The organism is uncultured Mailhella sp., assembly GCF_944324995.1.
Classification (GTDB): domain Bacteria; phylum Desulfobacterota; class Desulfovibrionia; order Desulfovibrionales; family Desulfovibrionaceae; genus Mailhella.
In genome coordinates this window covers 18,753-37,354 of sequence record NZ_CALUYL010000030.1, presented here as the reverse complement: position 1 = coordinate 37,354, position 18,602 = coordinate 18,753, and the positions used below count along the sequence as shown (strand labels likewise).

The following is an 18,602-nucleotide window of genomic DNA, read 5'->3' as shown; positions in this document are numbered from 1 at the left end:
CGGGAAAGGCCGCCGGAGAAATAATGCCTGGGGCGTGATGAAGACAGGAAAACGTCGTTCCCGATGTTCTTTTCTCCTCTCAAAACGCCCGTCTCACGCCGCCACACTCGTCTCCCCGGCGCTCCCATCCTGCATTCGTCCGTCAAAACGCGGCAACATGAGGGAGGCCGCGGCCTTTTGCGGCGGGAAAAAGCTCGGAAAGAAAATGTTACATTGCTGAAATTCCGCATGCCGCAAGGATTGCAGGCACGACACAGCTCAAATCCCCTGCCGGTCCTCTTGCGTATCGCAAAAAAGTCCGGCATAGAGGATTCTCGGCCATCGGCGAACATTCTGCCGACAAAAACACTGCAACCTCAAGACGTTACAGGAACAGCTCCGCTGTCTTCAAGGAGGAACCATGAAACTTGCCCGCTTCGGCGCCGCGCTTCTTCTCGCCGTCACGCTTCTCGTCTCCCCCTGCTTTGCCGCCGATCTTCCCCAGTCCGGCAGCCTCACCCCGGCCCAGACCACGGAACTTATGAATGACCTCGGCAACAATCTCGTGGTTCTCGACGTGAGAACCGAGGCGGAATTCCACGACGGCCACGTCAAAGGCGCCATCAACATTCCCGTGGAAGAGCTCGTCTCCCGCATTCAGGAAGTGCCGGAAGGCAAACCCATGCTCATCATCTGCCGTTCCGGCCATCGCGCCTCCATCGCCTTCAAGATTCTGCGTGAACAGGGCCGTTCCACCGATCAGGTGTGGTACCTCACCGGCTATACCGACTACAGCTCCGGCGCGCCGCGCTTCTACAGATAACCTTCGTGCAGAACTCATAGTTCCGCAACAATTCCGTCGGGGGGAACCTTCCCCCCGATTTTTTTTCTCCGCTTTTCCCGCAGACGCCCAAAGAACACGCAGTCCCGTTTGCGCAAGACACGCTGTACGAGCTGCGTCACTTGCACGACGGGCATTGCGTTTACGGCGGGAGTGAATCCCGACTGCTTATGCCCGTCGGCGCGACCGCCTGAAGGCAGGTCGCGGGCCCCCAAGCGTTGAAAAAACGTTTTCCGGTCTGCATCTGCGAACTTACCCTCGGCGTTCCCTCCCCAAAACATCTGGAAATCCTTCCTTACTCACGACTGTCCGACATTTGTCGGACAGGAGTCGGCCACCGCAGGTGGGTCCGTAAGGACACACCTGCACTGCGTCCGCAGCCCGAACAGCGCCTGCCAAGCACCCCGGCATCCGCAGCCGCTGCCTTTCCAAACGCCCCCCTTGCCCTTGGCTTCGGCATAATCTTCCCGTTCACCCCGCCCTGCCGAACCGGCGAAGCCGGGAGGCAGAAACAGGGGGGCGCGGGGGGAATTATTTCTGACCTTGCAGTCCCCCGAAGAACACGCAGGCCCGTTTGAGCAAGACACACTGTACAGGCTGCGGAACTTGTACGACGGCGGCTGCGTTTAACGCCGGAAGTGAGTTCCGGCTACTTGCCTGCCGTCGGCCGGGCTCCTGACGTCGCCCGGGGCCCCAGTGCGTTGAAAGACGGCCTTCCGGCAGGCACTCCCCCCTTCGCCCTTCGCTTCGGGCGTAATTTTCCCGTTCCCCCTGTCCTGCCGATCCGGCGAAGCCGGGAGGCAGAATCAGGGGGGCGCGGGGGGAATTATTTCCCCCGCATGCCTTTCCTGCCTTTTCTGCCTTTCCTCTCTTCCTGCCTTTTCTGCCTTTCAGCCTTTCCCATTTGCTGAAAAGTGCTGGGGCGTGCGTTTTTTTAGGAATGGGGCGGTCTGGTGTATTGCGTTTTCGGGGCAACGGGTCTAACGTTTGGCCGCCTTTGCGTCTTTATTCATGCGGGGCGCACACGTTCAGACTCGGGGAATTTATGGAAACGTTTCTTCTGGCACTTCTGCTCATGGCGGCGGGGGCGCTGCTTACGGGCGCTATTGCGCTGCGTCCGGTGAGCGCGGGCACGAACAGGACCGCCAACTTCATTGGTCCGGCCTGTGCGGCTGCGGCCTGCATGCTCGGCACGTACGGTCTTTTTTCCGGCGGCTGGAGCAGCGCGGAGAGCTTCATGCTCCCCTGGGGGCTTCCGTTCGGCGCGTTTGCGTTCGGGCTGGACCCGCTCTCCCGTCTCTTTCTGCTGCCCGTGTTTGCGCTGGGCTTCACCTGCGCGCTTTCCGGGTGCATTTCGCTGCGGCACAGCGATCCGGCCGAGCACAATCTCGGCGCGCATTGGCTCTTCTATCTGCTTCTGCTGCTCGGCATGACCTGCGTGATGACCGCACGGGACGCTCTTTTCTTCATGCTCTCGTGGGAGATCATGTCGCTCTCTCCGTTCTTCCTCATCGACTTCAACGACCGCGACAGTCAGGTGCAGGACGCCTCCTGGGTCTATCTGGTGGCCGCGCATCTCGGCGCGGTGCTGCTCATCGCCTTTTTCGCTCTGCTCTGGCAGCAGAGCGGCTCCACGCTGTTCGCCGTCATGGCCGCCAAGGCTCCCGCGCACGTCACCGCGCTGTTTCTGCTGGCGCTCTTCGGCTTCGGCGCCAAGGCCGGTCTTGCGCCTCTGCACGTCTGGCTTCCCGAAGCCCATCCCGCCGCGCCGAGTCACGTTTCCGCCCTGCTCTCCGGCGCTATGCTCAACGCCGGGCTTTACGGCATCATCCGCTCCTTCGACTTCTTCGGCCCGGCGCAGTCCCTGCCCGGCTGGTGGGGCTGGCTGCTCATGGCCGTGGGCATTTTCACCGCTCTCATGGGCATTCTGAAAGCTCTCGGGCAGAGCAATCTCAAGCGTCTGCTCGCCTATTCCAGCGTGGAAAACATGGGCCTCATGGTCATGGGCGCAGGCATAGGGCTTGTGGGCATACACAGCGGCAGCGCCTGGGCCGCCGCCCTCGGCTTTGCCGGATGCCTCTTCCACATGCTCAACCACTCCGCCTTCAAGGGCCTGCTTTTCCTGTGCGCGGGCGAAGTGCTCCACGCCGCAGGCACGGTGAACATGACCGCCCTCGGCGGCGTGCAGCAGCGCATGCCCATGCTCGGCGCGCTCTTCGCCCTCGGCGCGGCTTCCATTGCCTGCCTGCCCCCCTTCAACGGCTTTGCCGGTGAATTCGTGCTCTCCCTCTCCATGCTCCGTTCCCTTGAACTGCCCGGCATGGAACAGAAAATCGCCATGCTCGCCTGTCTCACAGGCCTCATGCTCACCAGCGGCCTTGCCGCCGCCGTGTACGCCAAGGCCTACGGCATGACCTTCCTCGGGCAGCCCCGTTCCGAAGCGGCCGCACACCTGCACGCGCCGGAAAATCGTCTGCTCCTGCCCCTCTGCCTTCCCGCGGCCGCCTGCGTTCTCGGCGGACTGTTCGCCCCCTGGGCCTTCAGCATGATTCAGCCCACGCTGGACTTCATTCCCGTCATGCACGCGGGCCTCATTCAGCCCGCCGCAGATGTCATCGACGCCACGGAAACGCTGCTCGGCAAAATCTCCCTGTTCGGCGGCGCGGCCCTTGGGCTCGTGCTCCTTCTGCTTCTCGTGCGCCGGGCGCTGCTCGCAAGGCGCGGCGTCAGACGCGGCCCGGTGTGGGGATGCGGCTACCAGTACGGCACGCCCCGCATTCAGTACACCCCCGCCTCCTTCGTGGAGCCCGCCGCCCGCATCTTCGGCGCCGTCATGGGCACCACCGTGTCCGCGCAAAAGCCCGAAGGCTTCTTCCCCGCGCCCGTCTCCCTCGACGCGGACGCCCCGGACGTGGTGCGCAGCCGCTTCTACACGCCCATTTTCCAGTGGACCGAACGCGCCTGCAACACCCTCAAGATTCTCCAGAACGGCCGGGTCAACATGTATATTCTCTACATCCTCGTCACGCTGGTGGCGCTTCTCATCTGGGGGATAGCATAATGAACCTCTGGCTCTATCTCGCCGAACTGGCGCTCGCGCTTCTTCTTGCGCCGCTTGCTCTCGGCATCGTCAACCGCGTGAAGGCCAAGTTTGCCGGAAGACGCGGCAAGCCCCTGCTCCAGCTCTACTACGACCTCGCCAAGCTCATCCGCAAAGGCGAAGTGCTCGGCAACGGCACCACCTGGGTGTTCGTTGCAGGCCCCGCCGTGGCGCTGGCTTCCTCCGCAGCCGCGCTTGCCCTGATTCCCCTCGGCGGCGTGCCCTCCCCCTTCGCCTTCCAGGGCGACTTCATCCTCTGCGCCTATCTGCTCGGCATGGGCCGCTTTGCCACCATTCTCGCCGCCCTCGACACAGGGTCTCCCTTCGAGGGCATGGGCGCAAGCCGCGAAGCTCTGTTCGGCGCGCTCGCCGAACCCGTGCTCTTTCTCGCGCTGCTCGCCATCGTCACCGCCGCGGAGAGCCTCGGCGTGCAGAAGGAACTCTCCCTCTCCACCCTCTTCAACGGCTTCGCCCCGCAGGCCTGGCTCAGCGGCCGACCGGAACTTGTCATGCTCATCTTCGTGACGGGCGTGCTCCTGCTCGTGGAAAACTGCCGCATTCCCGTGGACGATCCCACCACGCACCTTGAACTCACCATGATCCACGAAGTCATGGTGCTCGATCACTCCGGGCCCAACCTCGCCTTCGTGCTCTACGGTTCCGCCATCAAGCTGTGCCTGTTCTCCTCGCTGCTCACGGGACTCGTCATTCCGGTCATGCCCGTCTGGGCGCACACGCTCTGCTCCCTGCTCGGACTCTTCCTTGCCGCGTGCGCCGTGGGCGTCATCGAATCCGTCATGGCGCGCCTGCGCATGCACGTCGTGCCCGCGCTCATCGGTCTCGCCGGCTCCGTCGCCGCCTTCGTTCTCATTCTGACTCTGGTTCGGTAGCCTATGTCCTCGCTCTTCCAGTTCGTCATTCTGCTGCTGCTCATCACCGACCTCATCATGCTCTGGTCGGGCCGCATCCTCATGCTCATACGCCTTTCCGCCGTGCAGGGCGTACTGCTCGCCGCGCTGCTGCTCCTGCCCGTGAACGGAGCCCTCGACGCCGAACACGTCTTCCTTGCCGCGGCGGTGTTCGCCCTCAAGGGCGTGGGCTTCCCCGTCTTTCTCCGGCACGTGTGCCACAAGCTCGGCATCGAACCCATGGTGCGCCCCAGACTCGGACGCATGTATCCCATGGCCGCCGGGCTGGCCGGTCTCGCCTTCTCCCTCTGGCTCGAAGGACGCATTCCGGCCGTGGTCGATCTTTTTCCGCCGCTGCTCTTTCCCGTGGCCCTCACCACGCTTTTCTGCGGCCTCATCCTCGTGGTGGGCTGCGCCAAGGCGCTCGCTCAGGTCACGGGCTACCTCGTGGTGGAAAACGGCATCTTCATTCTCGGCATTCCCCTCATGACCGAAGGCTCGGTCTGGTTTGAACTCAGCATCCTGCTCGACGTCTTCGCCGCCGTGTTCGTCATGGCCATCGCCATCAACCACATCAGCAGCGCCTTCGATTCCATCGACGTGGCGCGCTTCCGCAACCTGAGAGACTGACATGATTCTCGCCCTGCTCCTTCTCGTCCCGCTTCTGGCCGGACTTCTCATGCTCATTCCCGGGTCGTGGCCCCGCCGCGGTCTGCTCGCGGTCACCGCCGTCGCGCATCTGACCCTCGCCTCGCTCACCCTGCGCGAACTGCTTGACGGCAAACATCCCTCGGCCCTCTTCGGACTGCTTCAGCCCGACATGCTCGGCACGGTCTTTCTCCTGCTCGCCGCCGTGCTCTTCACCGCGGCCTCCTTCTATGCCGTGGGCTACCTGCGCGACGAAGACAAAAAACACGTCAAGCGCGACATCCAGAAAGGCCAGCTCTTCACCAACGCCCCGGAAACGCGCTTCCTCTCCTGCCTGTGCTTCTTCGTGGCCGCCATGACCCTCGTCACCACCACCGCCAATCTCGGCGCGCTCTGGGTCGGCATCGAGCTCACCACCCTCGCCAGCGCGCCGCTCATCTATTTTCACCGGCATCAGAGCTCCATGGAAGCCACCTGGAAATATCTCATGATCTGCTCGGTGGGCATCGCCCTTGCGCTGCTCGGCAACATTCTCATGAGCGTGGCCTTCCACAATCCCGCCGCGCCCGCCGTCGAAGGCATGGATCAGCTTTCCGCCTTCATGGCGAGCGCCCGCGGCATCGAGGGCACGGATCGCGTGCTCTGGCTCAAGGCCGCCTTCATCTTCCTGCTCGTGGGCTACGGCACCAAAATGGGCCTCGCTCCCCTGCACACCTGGCTGCCGGACGCCCACAGTCAGGCGCCCTCCATGGTGTCGGGCCTGCTTTCCGGCGCGCTGCTCAACTGCGCCCTGCTCGGCATTCTGCGCGGGCATCAGATCATGCAGGCCGCGGGCCTCGGCGAGTTCAGCGGCAAGCTGCTCGTGTTCTTCGGCCTGCTCTCCATGATCACCGCCGCGGTGTTCATCGTGGGTCAGGGCCACTACAAGCGCCTGCTCGCCTACTCCAGCGTGGAACACATGGGCATTCTCGCCCTGGCCTTCGGCGTGGGCGGCAGCGCCCTGTTCGGCGGCATGCTCCACGCCGTGTGTCACTCCCTCACCAAGTGCATGCTCTTTCTCGTGGCGGGCAACATTCTTACCCGCTACCATTCCCTGTCGAGCTACGACGTGCGCGGCCTCAGACAGGACATGCCCCTCTCCGGCGCACTCTGGACGGCAGGTTTTCTCGCCATCGTGGGTTCGCCGCCCTTCGGCCTGTTCGTCAGCGAATTCATCATTCTGAAGGGCCTCTTCGCCCATGCCGGACTCGCCGTGGCCCTCGTGTATCTCGCCGCGCTCGCCGTCATTTTCATCGGCATGTCCATTCCCGTGCTGCGCATGGCGCAGGGCACGCCCCCGCACGACGTGCCCAGGGACTACCACGAATCCCTGTTCAGCGTGCTGCCGCCCGCCGCGCTGTGCCTCATGGCTCTCGGCCTCGGCCTCGCCGTGCCCGACTGGCTTGTGGAAACGCTCAACCGCGCCGCCGCGCTTCTGGGGGCCTGATGTTCAACTACAGAGAATCCATCGCCTGGAACGACCTTCCCGTCATCGACATGGACGCGCTTTGCGCCTCGGTCTCGGAGCGCTGCCGCAAAGGCTGGCGTCTGCTGGCGTTTTTCGGCGTGCCCGATCCCAAGGGCACGGAAGTTCTGTGCATTCTTGCCGACGCCTCGGCCCGTCTGCTCGACGCCATGCGCGCCCGCCCGGGCCGCGCCTACGACGCGCTCACGCCGCACTGCCCGCAGGCGCATCTTTTTGAACGCGAGCTCTTCGAGACCTGGGGCATCGAACCCAAAGGACACCCGTGGCTCAAGCCCGTGCGCTTCCGCCCGCAGGAAAACGGGCCGCGCTCGTCGCGCCCCGGCCCCGCCCAGACCGACTACTACCGCGTGGAAGGCGCCGAAGTGCATGAAGTGGCCGTGGGCCCCGTGCATGCGGGCGTCATCGAACCCGGACATTTCCGCTTTCAGTGCTACGGCGAAAACGTGATGCATCTGGAAATCGAGCTCGGCTTTCAGCATCGCGACGCGGAACATCTCATTCTTCACTCTCCGGCGAAGCTCGTGCTGCCGCTCATGGAAAACATTGCTGGAGACACGGCCGTGGGGCACGCCACGGCGTACTGCACGGTGCTGGAGCGGCTTTGCGGGGTGAAGATCACGAACCGGGCGCATCTTCTGCGGCGTCTGGCGCTGGAGCTCGAACGCCTGGCCAATCACACCCGCGATCTCGGAGCCATCGGCGGCGATACGGGCTTTCTGCCCACCTCGGCATGGAACGGACGCATTACCGGCGACTTTCTCAACATCACGGCGGAGCTTTGCGGCAGCCGCTTCGGGCGCAACCTGCTCTGCCCCGGCGGGGTGAAGTGGGACGCCGACGCCGAGCTTTGCCGCTCGCTCATCACGAAGCTGCGGGCGGCCTATCGCGACGCGCGCGCCTCGGTGGACGTGATGCTGGAAACCTCAAGCGTGCTTGCAAGACTCACGGACACGGGCAAGGTGTCGTTTGAAGACGCCCGCGCGCTCGGCCTCGTGGGCATGGCGGCTCGCGCCTGCGGCGTGTCCGTGGACGCGCGCATGGACTGGCCGCTCTGCGATCTCGACAACGGCGCGCTGCACAAGCGCATGCGCACCACCGGCGACGTGCTGGCCCGCACGCTTCTGCGCAGCGACGAACTGAACGATTCCGCGGCCTCGGCCGAAACCGATCTCATGCAGCTCGGCTTTTCGTGCGGCGAGGAGCCGTGCCGCGTTTCGCTGCCCGCCATGCCCGCGTCGCGGCTTGCGGTGGCGCAGGTGGAAGGCTGGCGCGGCGAAGTGTGCCACGTGGGCGTTACCGCGGAAAACGGCGACTGGCTCGCCTACAAGATTGTGGATCCGTCCTTCCACAACTGGACGGGTCTTGCCATGGCCCTGCGCGGCGAGCAGATTTCCGACTTTCCGCTGTGCAACAAGAGCTTCAACCTGTCCTACTGCGGGCACGATCTGTAAGGAAACGCCATGTTGAACATCATCAGGGAACGCCTGCATCAGGGCTTCCGCACGCTGAACTATCCTTTTGTGTCGCCCGCCATCAGTCCGCGCTTTGCCGGACTCCCCTCGATTACGGCCACATCCTGCAAGGGCTGCGAAAGCCGCGCCTGTCTGGCCGCCTGCCCCACGGGAGCCGTGCGTCTTGCCGCTTCCGGCCCGGAAATCGACATGGGCCGATGCCTGTTCTGCCGCGCCTGCGAATCGGCGTGCCCGGAGCACAAGATCATCTTCACCCATGAGCACCGGCTGGCCGCCTACAGCCGCGAGGCGCTCATCGTGCGCGGTCCCGCCGCCGGCGAGGGCGTCGATCAGCCCGGCATCCGGCAGGCGCGGGGAGAACAGAAGCGCGATCTGTCCATGTTTTCCCGCTCGCTCAAGCTGCGCGAAGTGAGCGCGGGCGGCTGCATGGCCTGCGAGGCCGACGTCAACGTGCTCGGCACGCTCGTGTACGATCTCGGCCGTTTCGGCATCGAGTACGCGGCCTCTCCCCGTCACGCCGACGGCATTCTCGTCACCGGCCCGGTGACGGAAAACATGCGTCAGGCCCTGCTCGACACCTGGGAAGCCGTGCCCGAACCGAAAATCGTCATTGCCGTGGGCGTGTGCGCCATTTCCGGCGGCGTGTTCTGCAAGAGCCGCGAAGGGTGCGGAGGCGTGGATGCCGTGCTGCCCGAGGGCTCGGTGGACGTCTATGTGCCGGGCTGCCCGCCCAACCCCTGGACCATTCTCGACGGCATTCTTTCCGTGGCATGGAAAAAGCGCATGGTCAGGTAGCAAGCGCGGGGGCCCGCTTCCGGCGCGGATTTTTCCCCGCCCACAGATGCGGAGCCGGCTTCCGGAACCCCGCTTCCGGGGCTTCCGCTGCGCTCCGGCCGGGATTCGACCGGGATCCGGCGTCCTGCGTCCGCCCTGGCCGTCGCCTTCGGCTGCGTCGCACCTTCCTCCGCCGCGCGCAACCGACCGCTGCGGCGCGTTCTGGAGAGGGATCGTCGCCTCTGCACGCGCTGCGCGTTGACCCCGACAAAGAAAACGCCTGCCGCGCCTTTTGCCCGCCGTTGCCCTCTGTGCTCTCACGCCGCCTTTTGCCTGTTCGCGCTATCACGCCGCGCCCTTCTCCCGCGTCGCCGCCTGTTCGCGACCGCCCTGCCTCCGCGCCTTCTGCCCCGGCGAAGACCAGCGGCATGCATTTTTCCGCACCACCGAGCCGCGAGGCTGCGGAACCGACGCACACGGTCTCTTTTTTTTGCCTCCAACCCCTTTTTGAATCAGTACAAAATGCCCTTGTTGCAGAGGCTTCACAAAAAGATTGCGCCCCTCGTCTGGACGAAACCCGCGCAACATGATATGGGGAACTCAATCCGGCATGCGCAATCACGCGCCGCGCGCCCGGTTCACCCTCTTTCAGGAGTAGCATTCATGCGAAAAGCGCTTCTTGCCCAGGCCCTCGCCCTGACTCTTCTGCTGCCTCTTACCGCCGTCGCCGCCGACTACCGGCCCGACGTGGCGGCGCATCGCGGCGCGAGCGGCTATCTGCCCGAGCACACCCTGCCCGCCAAGGCCATGGCCTACGCCATGGGCGTGGACTACGTGGAACAGGACGTCGTCATGACCAAGGACGGCAAGCTCATGGTCATGCACGACATTCTCGTGGACACCACCACCGACGTGGCCAAGAAGTTTCCCGATCGCCATCGCAAGAACGGACGCTACTACTCTTCCGACTTCACCTACGACGAACTGCGCACCCTGCGCGTGACCGAACGCTTTGATCCCAAGACCGGCAAGGCCGTGTTCCCCGGCCGCTTCCCCGATTCGCCCATCGGCTATCAGATTCCCTCCCTGGAAGAGGAATTCTATCAGGTGCAGGGCCTGAACAAGTCCACGGGCCGCAACGTGGGCGTGTACGTGGAAGTGAAGGAACCCGATTTCTTCATGAATCAGGGTCTCGACATCCTCAAGGCCACCATCGACACCATGACGAAGTTCGGCTACAACACCCCGGACAGCAAGGCCATTCTGCAAATCTTCGACTATGAGGCCGTGATCCGCGCCCGCGAGCTCGGCTGGAAGGGACAGCTCTGCATGCTGGTCACCGCGGGCGGCCAGGGCGCCAAGGACGACAAGGCCCGTCACAAGTGGCTGACCACGCCTGAAGGCATCAAGGAAGTGTCCAAGTACGCCACCATCTACGCGCCGAACTTCAATCTGCTCGCCGTGCCCACGGCCGACGGCAAGAGCTACACGCTGTCCAACCTCGGCGATCTGGCCCGTCAGAACGGCATGAAGCTGCATTCCTGGACGCTGCGCAAGGATTCCCTGCCCAAGGGCTTCAAGGACTTCAACGAAGTGCTCGACGTGTCCTTCAAGAAGCTCAAGGTGGACGGCATGTTCTCCGACTTCCCGGACCTGCTGGTGGAATACCTCAAGGCCAACAACCTTCGCTGAATCATTCGCCGACGCCCAACGGACAGCGCACACTCCCCGCGCTTCCGGCGGATAAAGCCATGACTCGCAGGCCGATCCCTTTTTCGGGGTCGGCCTTCTTTTTTGGTCCTGCGCCTGCGCCGGGCCGGACGCGTGGCTCTTGGCGACGATGCAACAAAAATCCCCCCGGGCAAGGGCCACCCGCTGCGGCAGCGCTTTGCAGGACAAAAGGAAGCCCCGCGAGAAGCCGCGCCGAAGGGAAGCGAAGCACCCGGAACGCCCGCTCCGATCCGCACTCCGGTCCCGCGCGCCGAGAGCGCGCCCGGCCCTCAGACTCCGCCCTGCCCTGAAATCCGCCCCGTCCTCTGCCTCTTGCTGCCCGGAAAGTCCCCGCGCAGGGACTCGGCAACGTGCGCGGGCTGGAATTTGCCACGTCCGGCCGGACTCGGCTTCGCTGCGCATTCGAGCTGACAGGGGCAGCAGTTCTGCTCACCCCGGATTTTCCCCGCGCTCCGGTTCCGAAAGTTTCCTTTTTTCCTCGCGTTCCGCACTCCGCTTCAGCCCTTTCCCCTCACCAGGCCCCGCGTCCGGGCTCGCGGACAAAAAAAGCCCCGGAGGCCCGGGGCGAAACATGGGGAAGGGAAAGGCGAAGGAAAATCGGTCGAAAGCCCGCCCCACCACCGAAAAATGAGCAGCGGGGCCACGGCACGCCGGAACATGACCAGGCGCAGGGGCCGGGCATCACGGAAGACGAAGGGCAGAACATGCAGAAGCGGCGGACCAAAGGCGGCCCGCCGCTCCCCAAAACACGGAAAAACGCCGAAGGACTCCGCAGCCACGCGGCAGGCATCCGGCGAGCAGAATTGCGGCCTGTTCAGGAACTTTTCGCGTTGCGCATCACGAGCAGCGACGCCGCAATGATGAGCGCCAGCGCGCACCACTGCCGCCCCGAAAGCACCTCGCCGAGAATGAGGAATCCGAACAGCGCGGCGGCGGCCGGTTCCAGGCTCATGAGCACGCCGTAGGCCTGCGGCGGCACGATGCGCAGCGCCACGATCTCCAGACCGTAGGGCAGCGCCGAGGCCAGAAAGCCCACCGCAAACGCCAAGGGCAGCACGTCGACAATGACGTCGGGCTGAAAAAGAAGCGTGCCTTCCGCCAGCACCGCCCAGGGCACGGCCACCACCGTGGCCGCCAGCATGCCCCACGCGGCCACGCTCACGCCGCCCACGCCCGCGCGGCGGCCGAACACGATGTATCCCGCCCAGCCCGCGGCCGCAGCCAGCGCAAAGGCAATGCCCGCCGGGTCTATCCCCGCATCGAGCCCCGACCACGGCAGAATGAGCAGCAGTCCGGCCACGGCAAGCACCACGCCGAGAAAGTCCGTCCAGCGGCGCGACGCGCACACGGCCACCATCAGCGGCCCGGAAAACTCCACGGCCACGGCCACGCCCTGCGGAATGCGGGCAATGGCCTGATAGAAACAGCCGTTCATGAACACAATGGCCACGCCGTACACGAGCACGCTTTTCCACTCCTGCCTGCGCGGCATGTGACGCCAGGGCCGCAGCCCCGCAAAAAGCAGCAGCGTGGCGCAGGCAAGGCGCAGCGCTACCGTGACTTCCGGCCCCACCTTCATCATGAGGAACTTGGCCTCGGACGTGCCGAGCTGCGTGGAGGTGATGGACACCAGCAGCATGAGCACGCCGAGATACGGCCCCCTGACATGTTGCGCAAGAAAGGACACGGGCGAGTTACTTGGAAGGCCGGGGTTCCACGTGAATGACGATCTGTCCCACGCCGGGCAGTCCGGCGCGGATTTCGTCTTCCAGACGCGAGGCGAGCTCGTGACCTTCGCCCACCGTGGCCGCATCGGAACGGCAATGGAAGGTCACGGTCGTGCCTTCGTCGCCGTTGTACACGTGCAGATGATGCGCGTCGCCCAGAGGAGAATCCTGAAGGGCCTTGTCCACCACCTTCTTCACTTCTTCCAGATTCACGGGATGAGCGTCGCAGCGCGAACGGCCGCCCCTCGGCTCCATGTGCGAAACCACGTACACCGCGCCCACGCGACGCCGCAGATCCGTTTCATAGGCCGTCACCTTTTCATGCGCTTCGGCGAGCGGCATGTCGTCGGGCAGTTCGATGTGTACTTCCACGTGCATGCCGTCGTCCTGCATGACGAGGCGCAGGTTGTGAATCATGAGGCCGTGCAGCGACGCCAGACGATACGACGTGGCGTAGAAATCGCGATGGTTTTCCTCTTCCGGCTCCATGTGGACCGTGGTTTCGGCATCGGGCAGCACGCCGCGCACCACGTTTTCCAGCATGGTGGAAATTTCATGCGCCATGTCCACGCGCAGATCGGAAGGCACGGACACCACAAGTTCCACGAAATGCCGCGCGCCGCTTTCGCGCACGCGCACGCTGCGGGCAACATACGCGGGCGCGTTGGCCGCAAGCGCCGCGCGCACAAGACGCGCCTGTTCGCTCATGCCGCCGTCCATGAGCGTGAGCACCGCGTTGCGCGCCATGTTCCAGCTCACCATGAGCACAATGCCCGCCACGCCCAGCGCGGCCACGGCGTCGGCCTTGGTGAGCGCGTGGTACAGCATGGAATCAGGTTCGGCAAACGACGCCAGTCCCACGCAGGTCAAGCCCGCAAGCACCACCGCCGACGACCAGATGTCGGTCGTGAAGTGCATGGCGTCGGCCTCCAGCGCCTGCGACTTGTGTTCCCGCGCCACCCTGCGCAGCATGGCCGAACGACTGATGTCCACCGCCAGAGAAATGATCACCACCGCAAAGGCCCACCACGACGGCTCCACCGGCCCGGCCGAAAAGAACAGACGCTCCACGGCCTCGATGATGATCCACGCGCACGTGACGAGCAGCAGCACGGTTTCCGCGAGCGCGGCCAGACTCTCGGCCTTGCCGTGTCCGTAGGGATGCCGCTCGTCCGCAGGCTGCGCCGATATGCGCACCGCAAGACACGTGATGCCCGCGGCCACGAAGTCGAGCGTGCTGTGCAGCGCTTCCGAAAGAAGACCCAGACTGTTGGTGGATATGCCCGCCACCAGCTTGATGACCGTCAAGAGCGCCGACCAGAGCACCGATGAGGCGGCAGCTTTCTTCTTGGCCGCATCGGCCAGCGCGGCCTCTTCGGCGGCGCGGCGTTCCTGTTCCAGTTTTTCCTGTTCGACCCTCTCCAGATCGGCGAGCGTCGTATCATGGGTATTGCTGTTGTCCATGAAAATCATCTCTTATGATAGAAAGTTCTCTGTTCAAAAGAACAGGACATCCTTTTAATAAGGCGAAAAACCTGAGTCAAGCGCCGGCCTCCCCATTTTTTTTCAAAAAATCCGCGGAACTTGCCTCCGTCGGAGGACTCCTGCGAACGCTTTTCCCGAAGAGGACGTCGTTCCCATAAAGAAATTCTCCGCCGCCCATGCAGACGAAAGACGCAGCACGCTCCGGCTTCTGCGTTGTCGAAGGCGCGCCGCGTCTCTCTTTTGAAACTTTTTTGTTTCAAAATGCGCCTCCCTTTTGCCGAACGTCTTTCTGACTGCTGCATCCTTGGCGCGCGCCGGAGCCATGCGTCTTCGGCGCGCATCCGGTTGCCTTGGCCCGTCAAAACGGCTATCGTTGCGGCGTTCATCATTTACAGCAAGGAGTGTTCCATGCCCAAGCACATTCTCATTACCGGCGTCACGTCGGGCTTCGGCCTGGCCACCGCGCGTCTCTTCGCCGCCGAAGGCTGGCACGTGGCCGGCACGGGCCGCAGAGTCGAACGTCTCGACGCCCTGCATCAGGAACTCGGCGACGCCTTCCTGCCCCTTCCCCTCGACATGCGCGACAGAGAAGCCGTGACCGAAACCCTGGGCAATCTGCCCGGCGAATGGAACGACGTGGACGTGCTGCTCAACAACGCCGGCGCGGCTCTCGGTCTTGACCCGGCGCAGGAATGCAGCCTCGACGACTGGGACGCCATGGTCGACACCAACATCAAGGGCCTGCTCTACGCCACGCGCGCCATTCTGCCCGGCATGGTGGCGCGCAACCGCGGTCACATCGTCATGCTCGGCTCCATAGCGGGTAACTATCCCTATGCGGGCGGCAACGTGTACTGCGGCTCCAAGGCGTTCGTGAAGCAGTTCAGCCTCTCCCTGCGCGCCGATCTGCTCGGCACCAACGTTCATGTGACCAACATCGAACCCGGCCTCGCGGAAAGCGAGTTTTCCATCGTGCGCTTCCACGGCGACACGCAGAAGGCCGCGAACGTCTATGAAGGCACGAGCCCCATCACCCCGCAGGACATCGCCGAAACGGTGTTCTGGGTGACCCATCGTCCGACGCACATCAACATCAACCGCGTGGAAATCATGCCCATCTGCCAGTGCCCGAGCGGCCCGCTGGTGAAAAAGGGCATGTAGTTCAAGAGCGCGCGGCCAAAAAGCGCTCATGGCCGGGCGCTCTTTTGTCGCGCGCCGCTTTCGGGCTGCCGTCCGGCCCGTCCGCAAGGTGCATCCTGCGTCTGCGGCATGACGCGCCCATGACGCCCCCGTGCGGCGAAAGCGCCGACGCTGAGCGTTCGACGCCGCGCGGCAGAGGGCGCAACGGTCACGACCGCCGTTTTCGGGCGGACGCTCCCCTTTTGCGGGCGAACATCTGCGGCCCGGGCCCTCGTTTTCGATGCCGACGCCTCCGGCCGCCTTCCCGCCACTTTGGCGCAAACGGCGCGCCGAGGCTCTTTGCGCTTCCTCTTTTCTGCGCGCTGCGCCGCTCAAGGCAACGCCGACGCCCCGCGCCGACATTTCCCGTCATCGCCGACGTTTTCCATCATTCCAGAAACAAGGACGCTTCCATGGAAGAAACCTTTGCCGAAGTCTGGCTTCCCCACTACGTTTCCTACGGCGAAACCGACGCCATGGGCGTAGTGTATTACGCCGAATACATTCATTTTTTTGAACGGGCCCGCGGGGCCATGTGTCGTGAGGCCGGGCTCGGCTACGGCAAGATTGAAGAAGCGGGCTTCATGCTGCCCGTGCGCGAAGTGGAATGCCGCTATCGTTCCCCCGCGCATTACGACGATCACGTGCAGATTCACGCCCGCATCACGGAATGGCGTCGGGCCTCGGTGCGCTTCCGCTACGAAATCTACAACGAAGACCGCACCAGGCTGCTCTGTGAAGGCATGACCCTGCACGCCGTGGTCAACCGCGAAGGGCGTCCCGTGGCCGTGCCCGAGTGGATCAAGGAAAAGCTCTCCGGCACGAAGTGCGACGCGGAAAGCGACTAGCCTTCTGCCGGACGCGGCTTTCCGGCAAAGCGCGTCCGGCAGAAAAGCGCCCCGCACCGCAGCGCGCTCCCGCCAGGGCTTCGATTCTTTGCCTCCGACGCGCATGCTCCGCGAGACCTCCCCGACGCCCCCCGGCCCCCTCCGCAGCAACGCCACCCGAGGCGCGGCGCTTCGGGTGACGCCGAATTTCCGCTCTTCCCGCACCCGCCTTCACGCCCGCAAAACGCCGCCCCTTCGCCGACGCCGATGTTCTGCCGCCAAAGCGCTCCGCCGCCGGAAGAAAAAAGGCGCGGCGTCATGTTCCCAAGACCGGAGATGCCCCGGAATGTCGCCCCCTGACGCCTCCGGCAGCAGCAAGGCAAACAAGAGCTTCCCCGCGGAGTGTCCCTGCCGGGCACTCCTCGCGCTCTGCCCTCCGACGGCATCGACATTCTCAGGTCCGCGGACTGCCGAAACATCCGCCGCGCAGGTTCCCCGGTTCTCCGCGCCTTGCCGGGCGCAGGCGAGCCCCGGCGCAATTCCCCGGCTTTCGCTCCCTTCCGACGCAGCGCCCCGCCTTTGCCGCGGCAGCGCCATCCCCCAGCGGCCCCGAATCTCCGCGCCCTTCTCCGCTGCGCCATACCGGCCGCGCCGCCGAACACTCCGGGTCATCCCAGCCGCGCCCCTCCCCCGCTTCCGCATTCCCCCGCCCGCCTGCGCCTTTTCCCGAAGCCGCCCCCGCTTCGTATTGCCTCTCAGGCTTTTTTTCTATATATTCCCTCGCAGGGAAAATCATCACTTTCAATCTTTTCGTGAGGCTCACATGAAACGTCTTTCCTGCTTCCTTGCGGCCCTCGCCGTGCTCTGCATGGCCGCCGGCGCTCAGGCGAAAACCTACGTCAACGGCATCGACGCCAACTATCCTCCCTTCGCCTACGTCGGCGAAGACGGCAAGCCCGCCGGCTTCGACGTGGACTCCATGGACTGGATCGCCAAGCACATGGGCTTTGAAGTCACGCATCAGCCCATGGACTGGGACGGCATCGTGCCCGCCCTCATGAACAAGAAGATCGACATGGTCTGCTCCGGCATGAGCGTTTCCCCCGAACGCGCCGCCGTGGTCGCCTTCTCCGAACCCTACTACTCCATCAAGAAGGTCATTCTCGTTCCCGCCGATTCCAAGCTCACCGCCGATCAGGCCATCCACGGCCCCACCAAGCTCGGCGTGCAGCGCGGCACCAACGAACATGAACTGCTCGAAACCAAGAAGGTCGAAGAAAAGCTCTCCTACGAACTGCGCTTCTACGATTCCGCGCCCCTCGCCGTGGAAGACCTGCTCAACGGCCGCATCGAAGCCATCGCCCTCGACAGCGCTCCCGCCAACGACGCCATCAACAAGGGCAAGCCCGTCAAGATCGTAGGCACCTTCGCCCCCGACGACGACTTCGCCGTCGCCATCCGCAAGGACGACAAGGAACTGCTCAACCTCGTGAACGAAGGCTACCGCAAGCTGAAGGCCGATCCCTACTGGAAGGAACTTCAGGCCAAGTACCTCTCCAACAAGTAATACGCCGCGTCCCGGGAGACCGGCCTTCCGGTCTCCTTTTTTATTGCTCATCCCGCGCCTTGCCCGATTTCCGGGCCGGGCGCGCGCTCATGCCGGGCCCCCGTCCCTCAACGGCCGCGCGGCCGCAGCGTGCATTCCTCATTCCTACCGGATTCAACAGTGCATATTCTTTCCACCATCATCGAAGCCTTCCCCTACATCCTTGAAGGCACGCTGGTCACCGTGGTGCTGGTGGCGGGAGCTCTTTCCCTGGGCTTCTGCCTCGGCGTGCCCATGGCGGTCGCGCAGGTGTACGCCCCCAAACCCGCCGCCCTGCTCGTCAGCTTCTATGTATGGTTCTTCCGCGGCGTGCCCGTTCTGCTCCTGCTCTTCCTCTTCTACTACGGCCTGTTCGGCCTCATCGGTCTCGACGTCGGCACCATAGGCGCTTCCTGCATCGTGCTCGGCATGACCAGCGCCGCCTATCAGTCCCAGATATTCCGCGGGGCCATCATGTCCCTGCCCGCAGGCCAGCTCAAGGCCGGACGCGCCCTCGGCATGACCGACTTCCAGACCATCCGGCACGTCATTCTTCCTCAGGCTCTCAGACTGTCCATTCCCGGATGGTCCAACGAATATTCCATCCTGCTCAAGGACTCGGCCATGTGCTTCGCCCTCGGCACTCCCGAAATCATGGCGCGCACCCACTTCGTGGCTTCCCGCACCTACGAGCACCTGCCCCTCTACATCACCGCCGGACTCATCTATTTCGCCATCACCATGGCGGGCGTGACCCTGCTCCGCCGCCTCGAACGAAAAGCCCGCATCCCCGGCTACAGCAACTCCGGCATGTGATGCCG

General features: G+C 64.2%; 14 protein-coding genes. 12 read left to right on the top strand and 2 right to left on the bottom strand.

The features are described from left to right. Positions 1-400: 400 nt before the first annotated feature. From Q0K02_RS11075 to glpQ, 8 genes are all read left to right on the top strand, one after another. Positions 401-802: a rhodanese-like domain-containing protein gene (locus Q0K02_RS11075; RefSeq protein WP_294488768.1), complete on the top strand. Its 402-nt coding sequence runs from the start codon at positions 401-403 to the stop codon at positions 800-802. A gap of 1,063 nt (positions 803-1,865) precedes the next feature. Further along, the gene (locus Q0K02_RS11070) at positions 1,866-3,881 is read left to right on the top strand and encodes a proton-conducting transporter membrane subunit (RefSeq protein WP_294488765.1); all 2,016 of its coding nucleotides are present in this window, start codon (positions 1,866-1,868) and stop codon (positions 3,879-3,881) included. Continuing rightward, on the top strand, positions 3,881-4,810 hold the full coding sequence (locus Q0K02_RS11065; protein ID WP_294488763.1) for an NADH-quinone oxidoreductase subunit H: 930 nt from the start codon (positions 3,881-3,883) through the stop codon (positions 4,808-4,810). The genes Q0K02_RS11070 and Q0K02_RS11065 overlap by 1 nt, the downstream gene beginning before the upstream one ends. A gap of 3 nt (positions 4,811-4,813) precedes the next feature. Next, a complete protein-coding gene (locus Q0K02_RS11060; protein ID WP_294488761.1) occupies positions 4,814-5,458 on the top strand; it encodes a hydrogenase-4 component E in 645 nt (214 codons plus the stop codon). A 4-nt stretch (positions 5,459-5,462) separates the two neighbouring features. Then, the gene (locus tag Q0K02_RS11055) at positions 5,463-6,962 is read left to right on the top strand and encodes a proton-conducting transporter membrane subunit (protein ID WP_294488771.1); all 1,500 of its coding nucleotides are present in this window, start codon (positions 5,463-5,465) and stop codon (positions 6,960-6,962) included. Next, positions 6,962-8,452, top strand: a complete 1,491-nt coding sequence (locus Q0K02_RS11050) for an NADH-quinone oxidoreductase subunit C (RefSeq protein ID WP_294488759.1) — start codon at positions 6,962-6,964, stop codon at positions 8,450-8,452. The genes Q0K02_RS11055 and Q0K02_RS11050 overlap by 1 nt, the downstream gene beginning before the upstream one ends. Positions 8,453-8,461: 9 nt before the next feature. Further along, entirely contained in the window at positions 8,462-9,268 is an 807-nt protein-coding gene (locus Q0K02_RS11045) for a 4Fe-4S dicluster domain-containing protein (protein ID WP_294488756.1), read from the top strand. 642 nt (positions 9,269-9,910) lie between these two features. Then, positions 9,911-10,939, top strand: a complete 1,029-nt coding sequence (gene glpQ, locus Q0K02_RS11040; protein WP_294488753.1) for a glycerophosphodiester phosphodiesterase — start codon at positions 9,911-9,913, stop codon at positions 10,937-10,939. 853 nt (positions 10,940-11,792) lie between these two features. On the opposite strand, the gene Q0K02_RS11035 is transcribed toward glpQ, so the two are convergent. Continuing rightward, positions 11,793-12,665, bottom strand: a complete 873-nt coding sequence (locus Q0K02_RS11035; protein WP_294488750.1) for an EamA family transporter — start codon at positions 12,663-12,665, stop codon at positions 11,793-11,795. A gap of 7 nt (positions 12,666-12,672) precedes the next feature. Next, positions 12,673-14,169, bottom strand: coding sequence for a cation diffusion facilitator family transporter (locus Q0K02_RS11030; protein WP_294488748.1), 1,497 nt, complete (start codon positions 14,167-14,169; stop codon positions 12,673-12,675). A 429-nt stretch (positions 14,170-14,598) separates the two neighbouring features. On the opposite strand from Q0K02_RS11030, the gene Q0K02_RS11025 reads away from it, so the two are divergent. From Q0K02_RS11025 to Q0K02_RS11010, 4 genes are all read left to right on the top strand, one after another. Beyond that, on the top strand, positions 14,599-15,351 hold the full coding sequence (locus Q0K02_RS11025; RefSeq protein WP_294488745.1) for an SDR family oxidoreductase: 753 nt from the start codon (positions 14,599-14,601) through the stop codon (positions 15,349-15,351). A 431-nt stretch (positions 15,352-15,782) separates the two neighbouring features. Next, positions 15,783-16,217 carry a thioesterase family protein gene (locus Q0K02_RS11020; protein ID WP_294488742.1) on the top strand — a complete coding sequence of 145 codons (435 nt, stop codon included), beginning with the start codon at positions 15,783-15,785 and terminating at the stop codon, positions 16,215-16,217. An 802-nt stretch (positions 16,218-17,019) separates the two neighbouring features. Continuing rightward, positions 17,020-17,763, top strand: a complete 744-nt coding sequence (locus Q0K02_RS11015) for an ABC transporter substrate-binding protein (RefSeq protein WP_294488740.1) — start codon at positions 17,020-17,022, stop codon at positions 17,761-17,763. A gap of 159 nt (positions 17,764-17,922) precedes the next feature. Next, the gene (locus Q0K02_RS11010; protein ID WP_294488738.1) at positions 17,923-18,597 is read left to right on the top strand and encodes an amino acid ABC transporter permease; all 675 of its coding nucleotides are present in this window, start codon (positions 17,923-17,925) and stop codon (positions 18,595-18,597) included. Positions 18,598-18,602 lie beyond the last annotated feature (5 nt).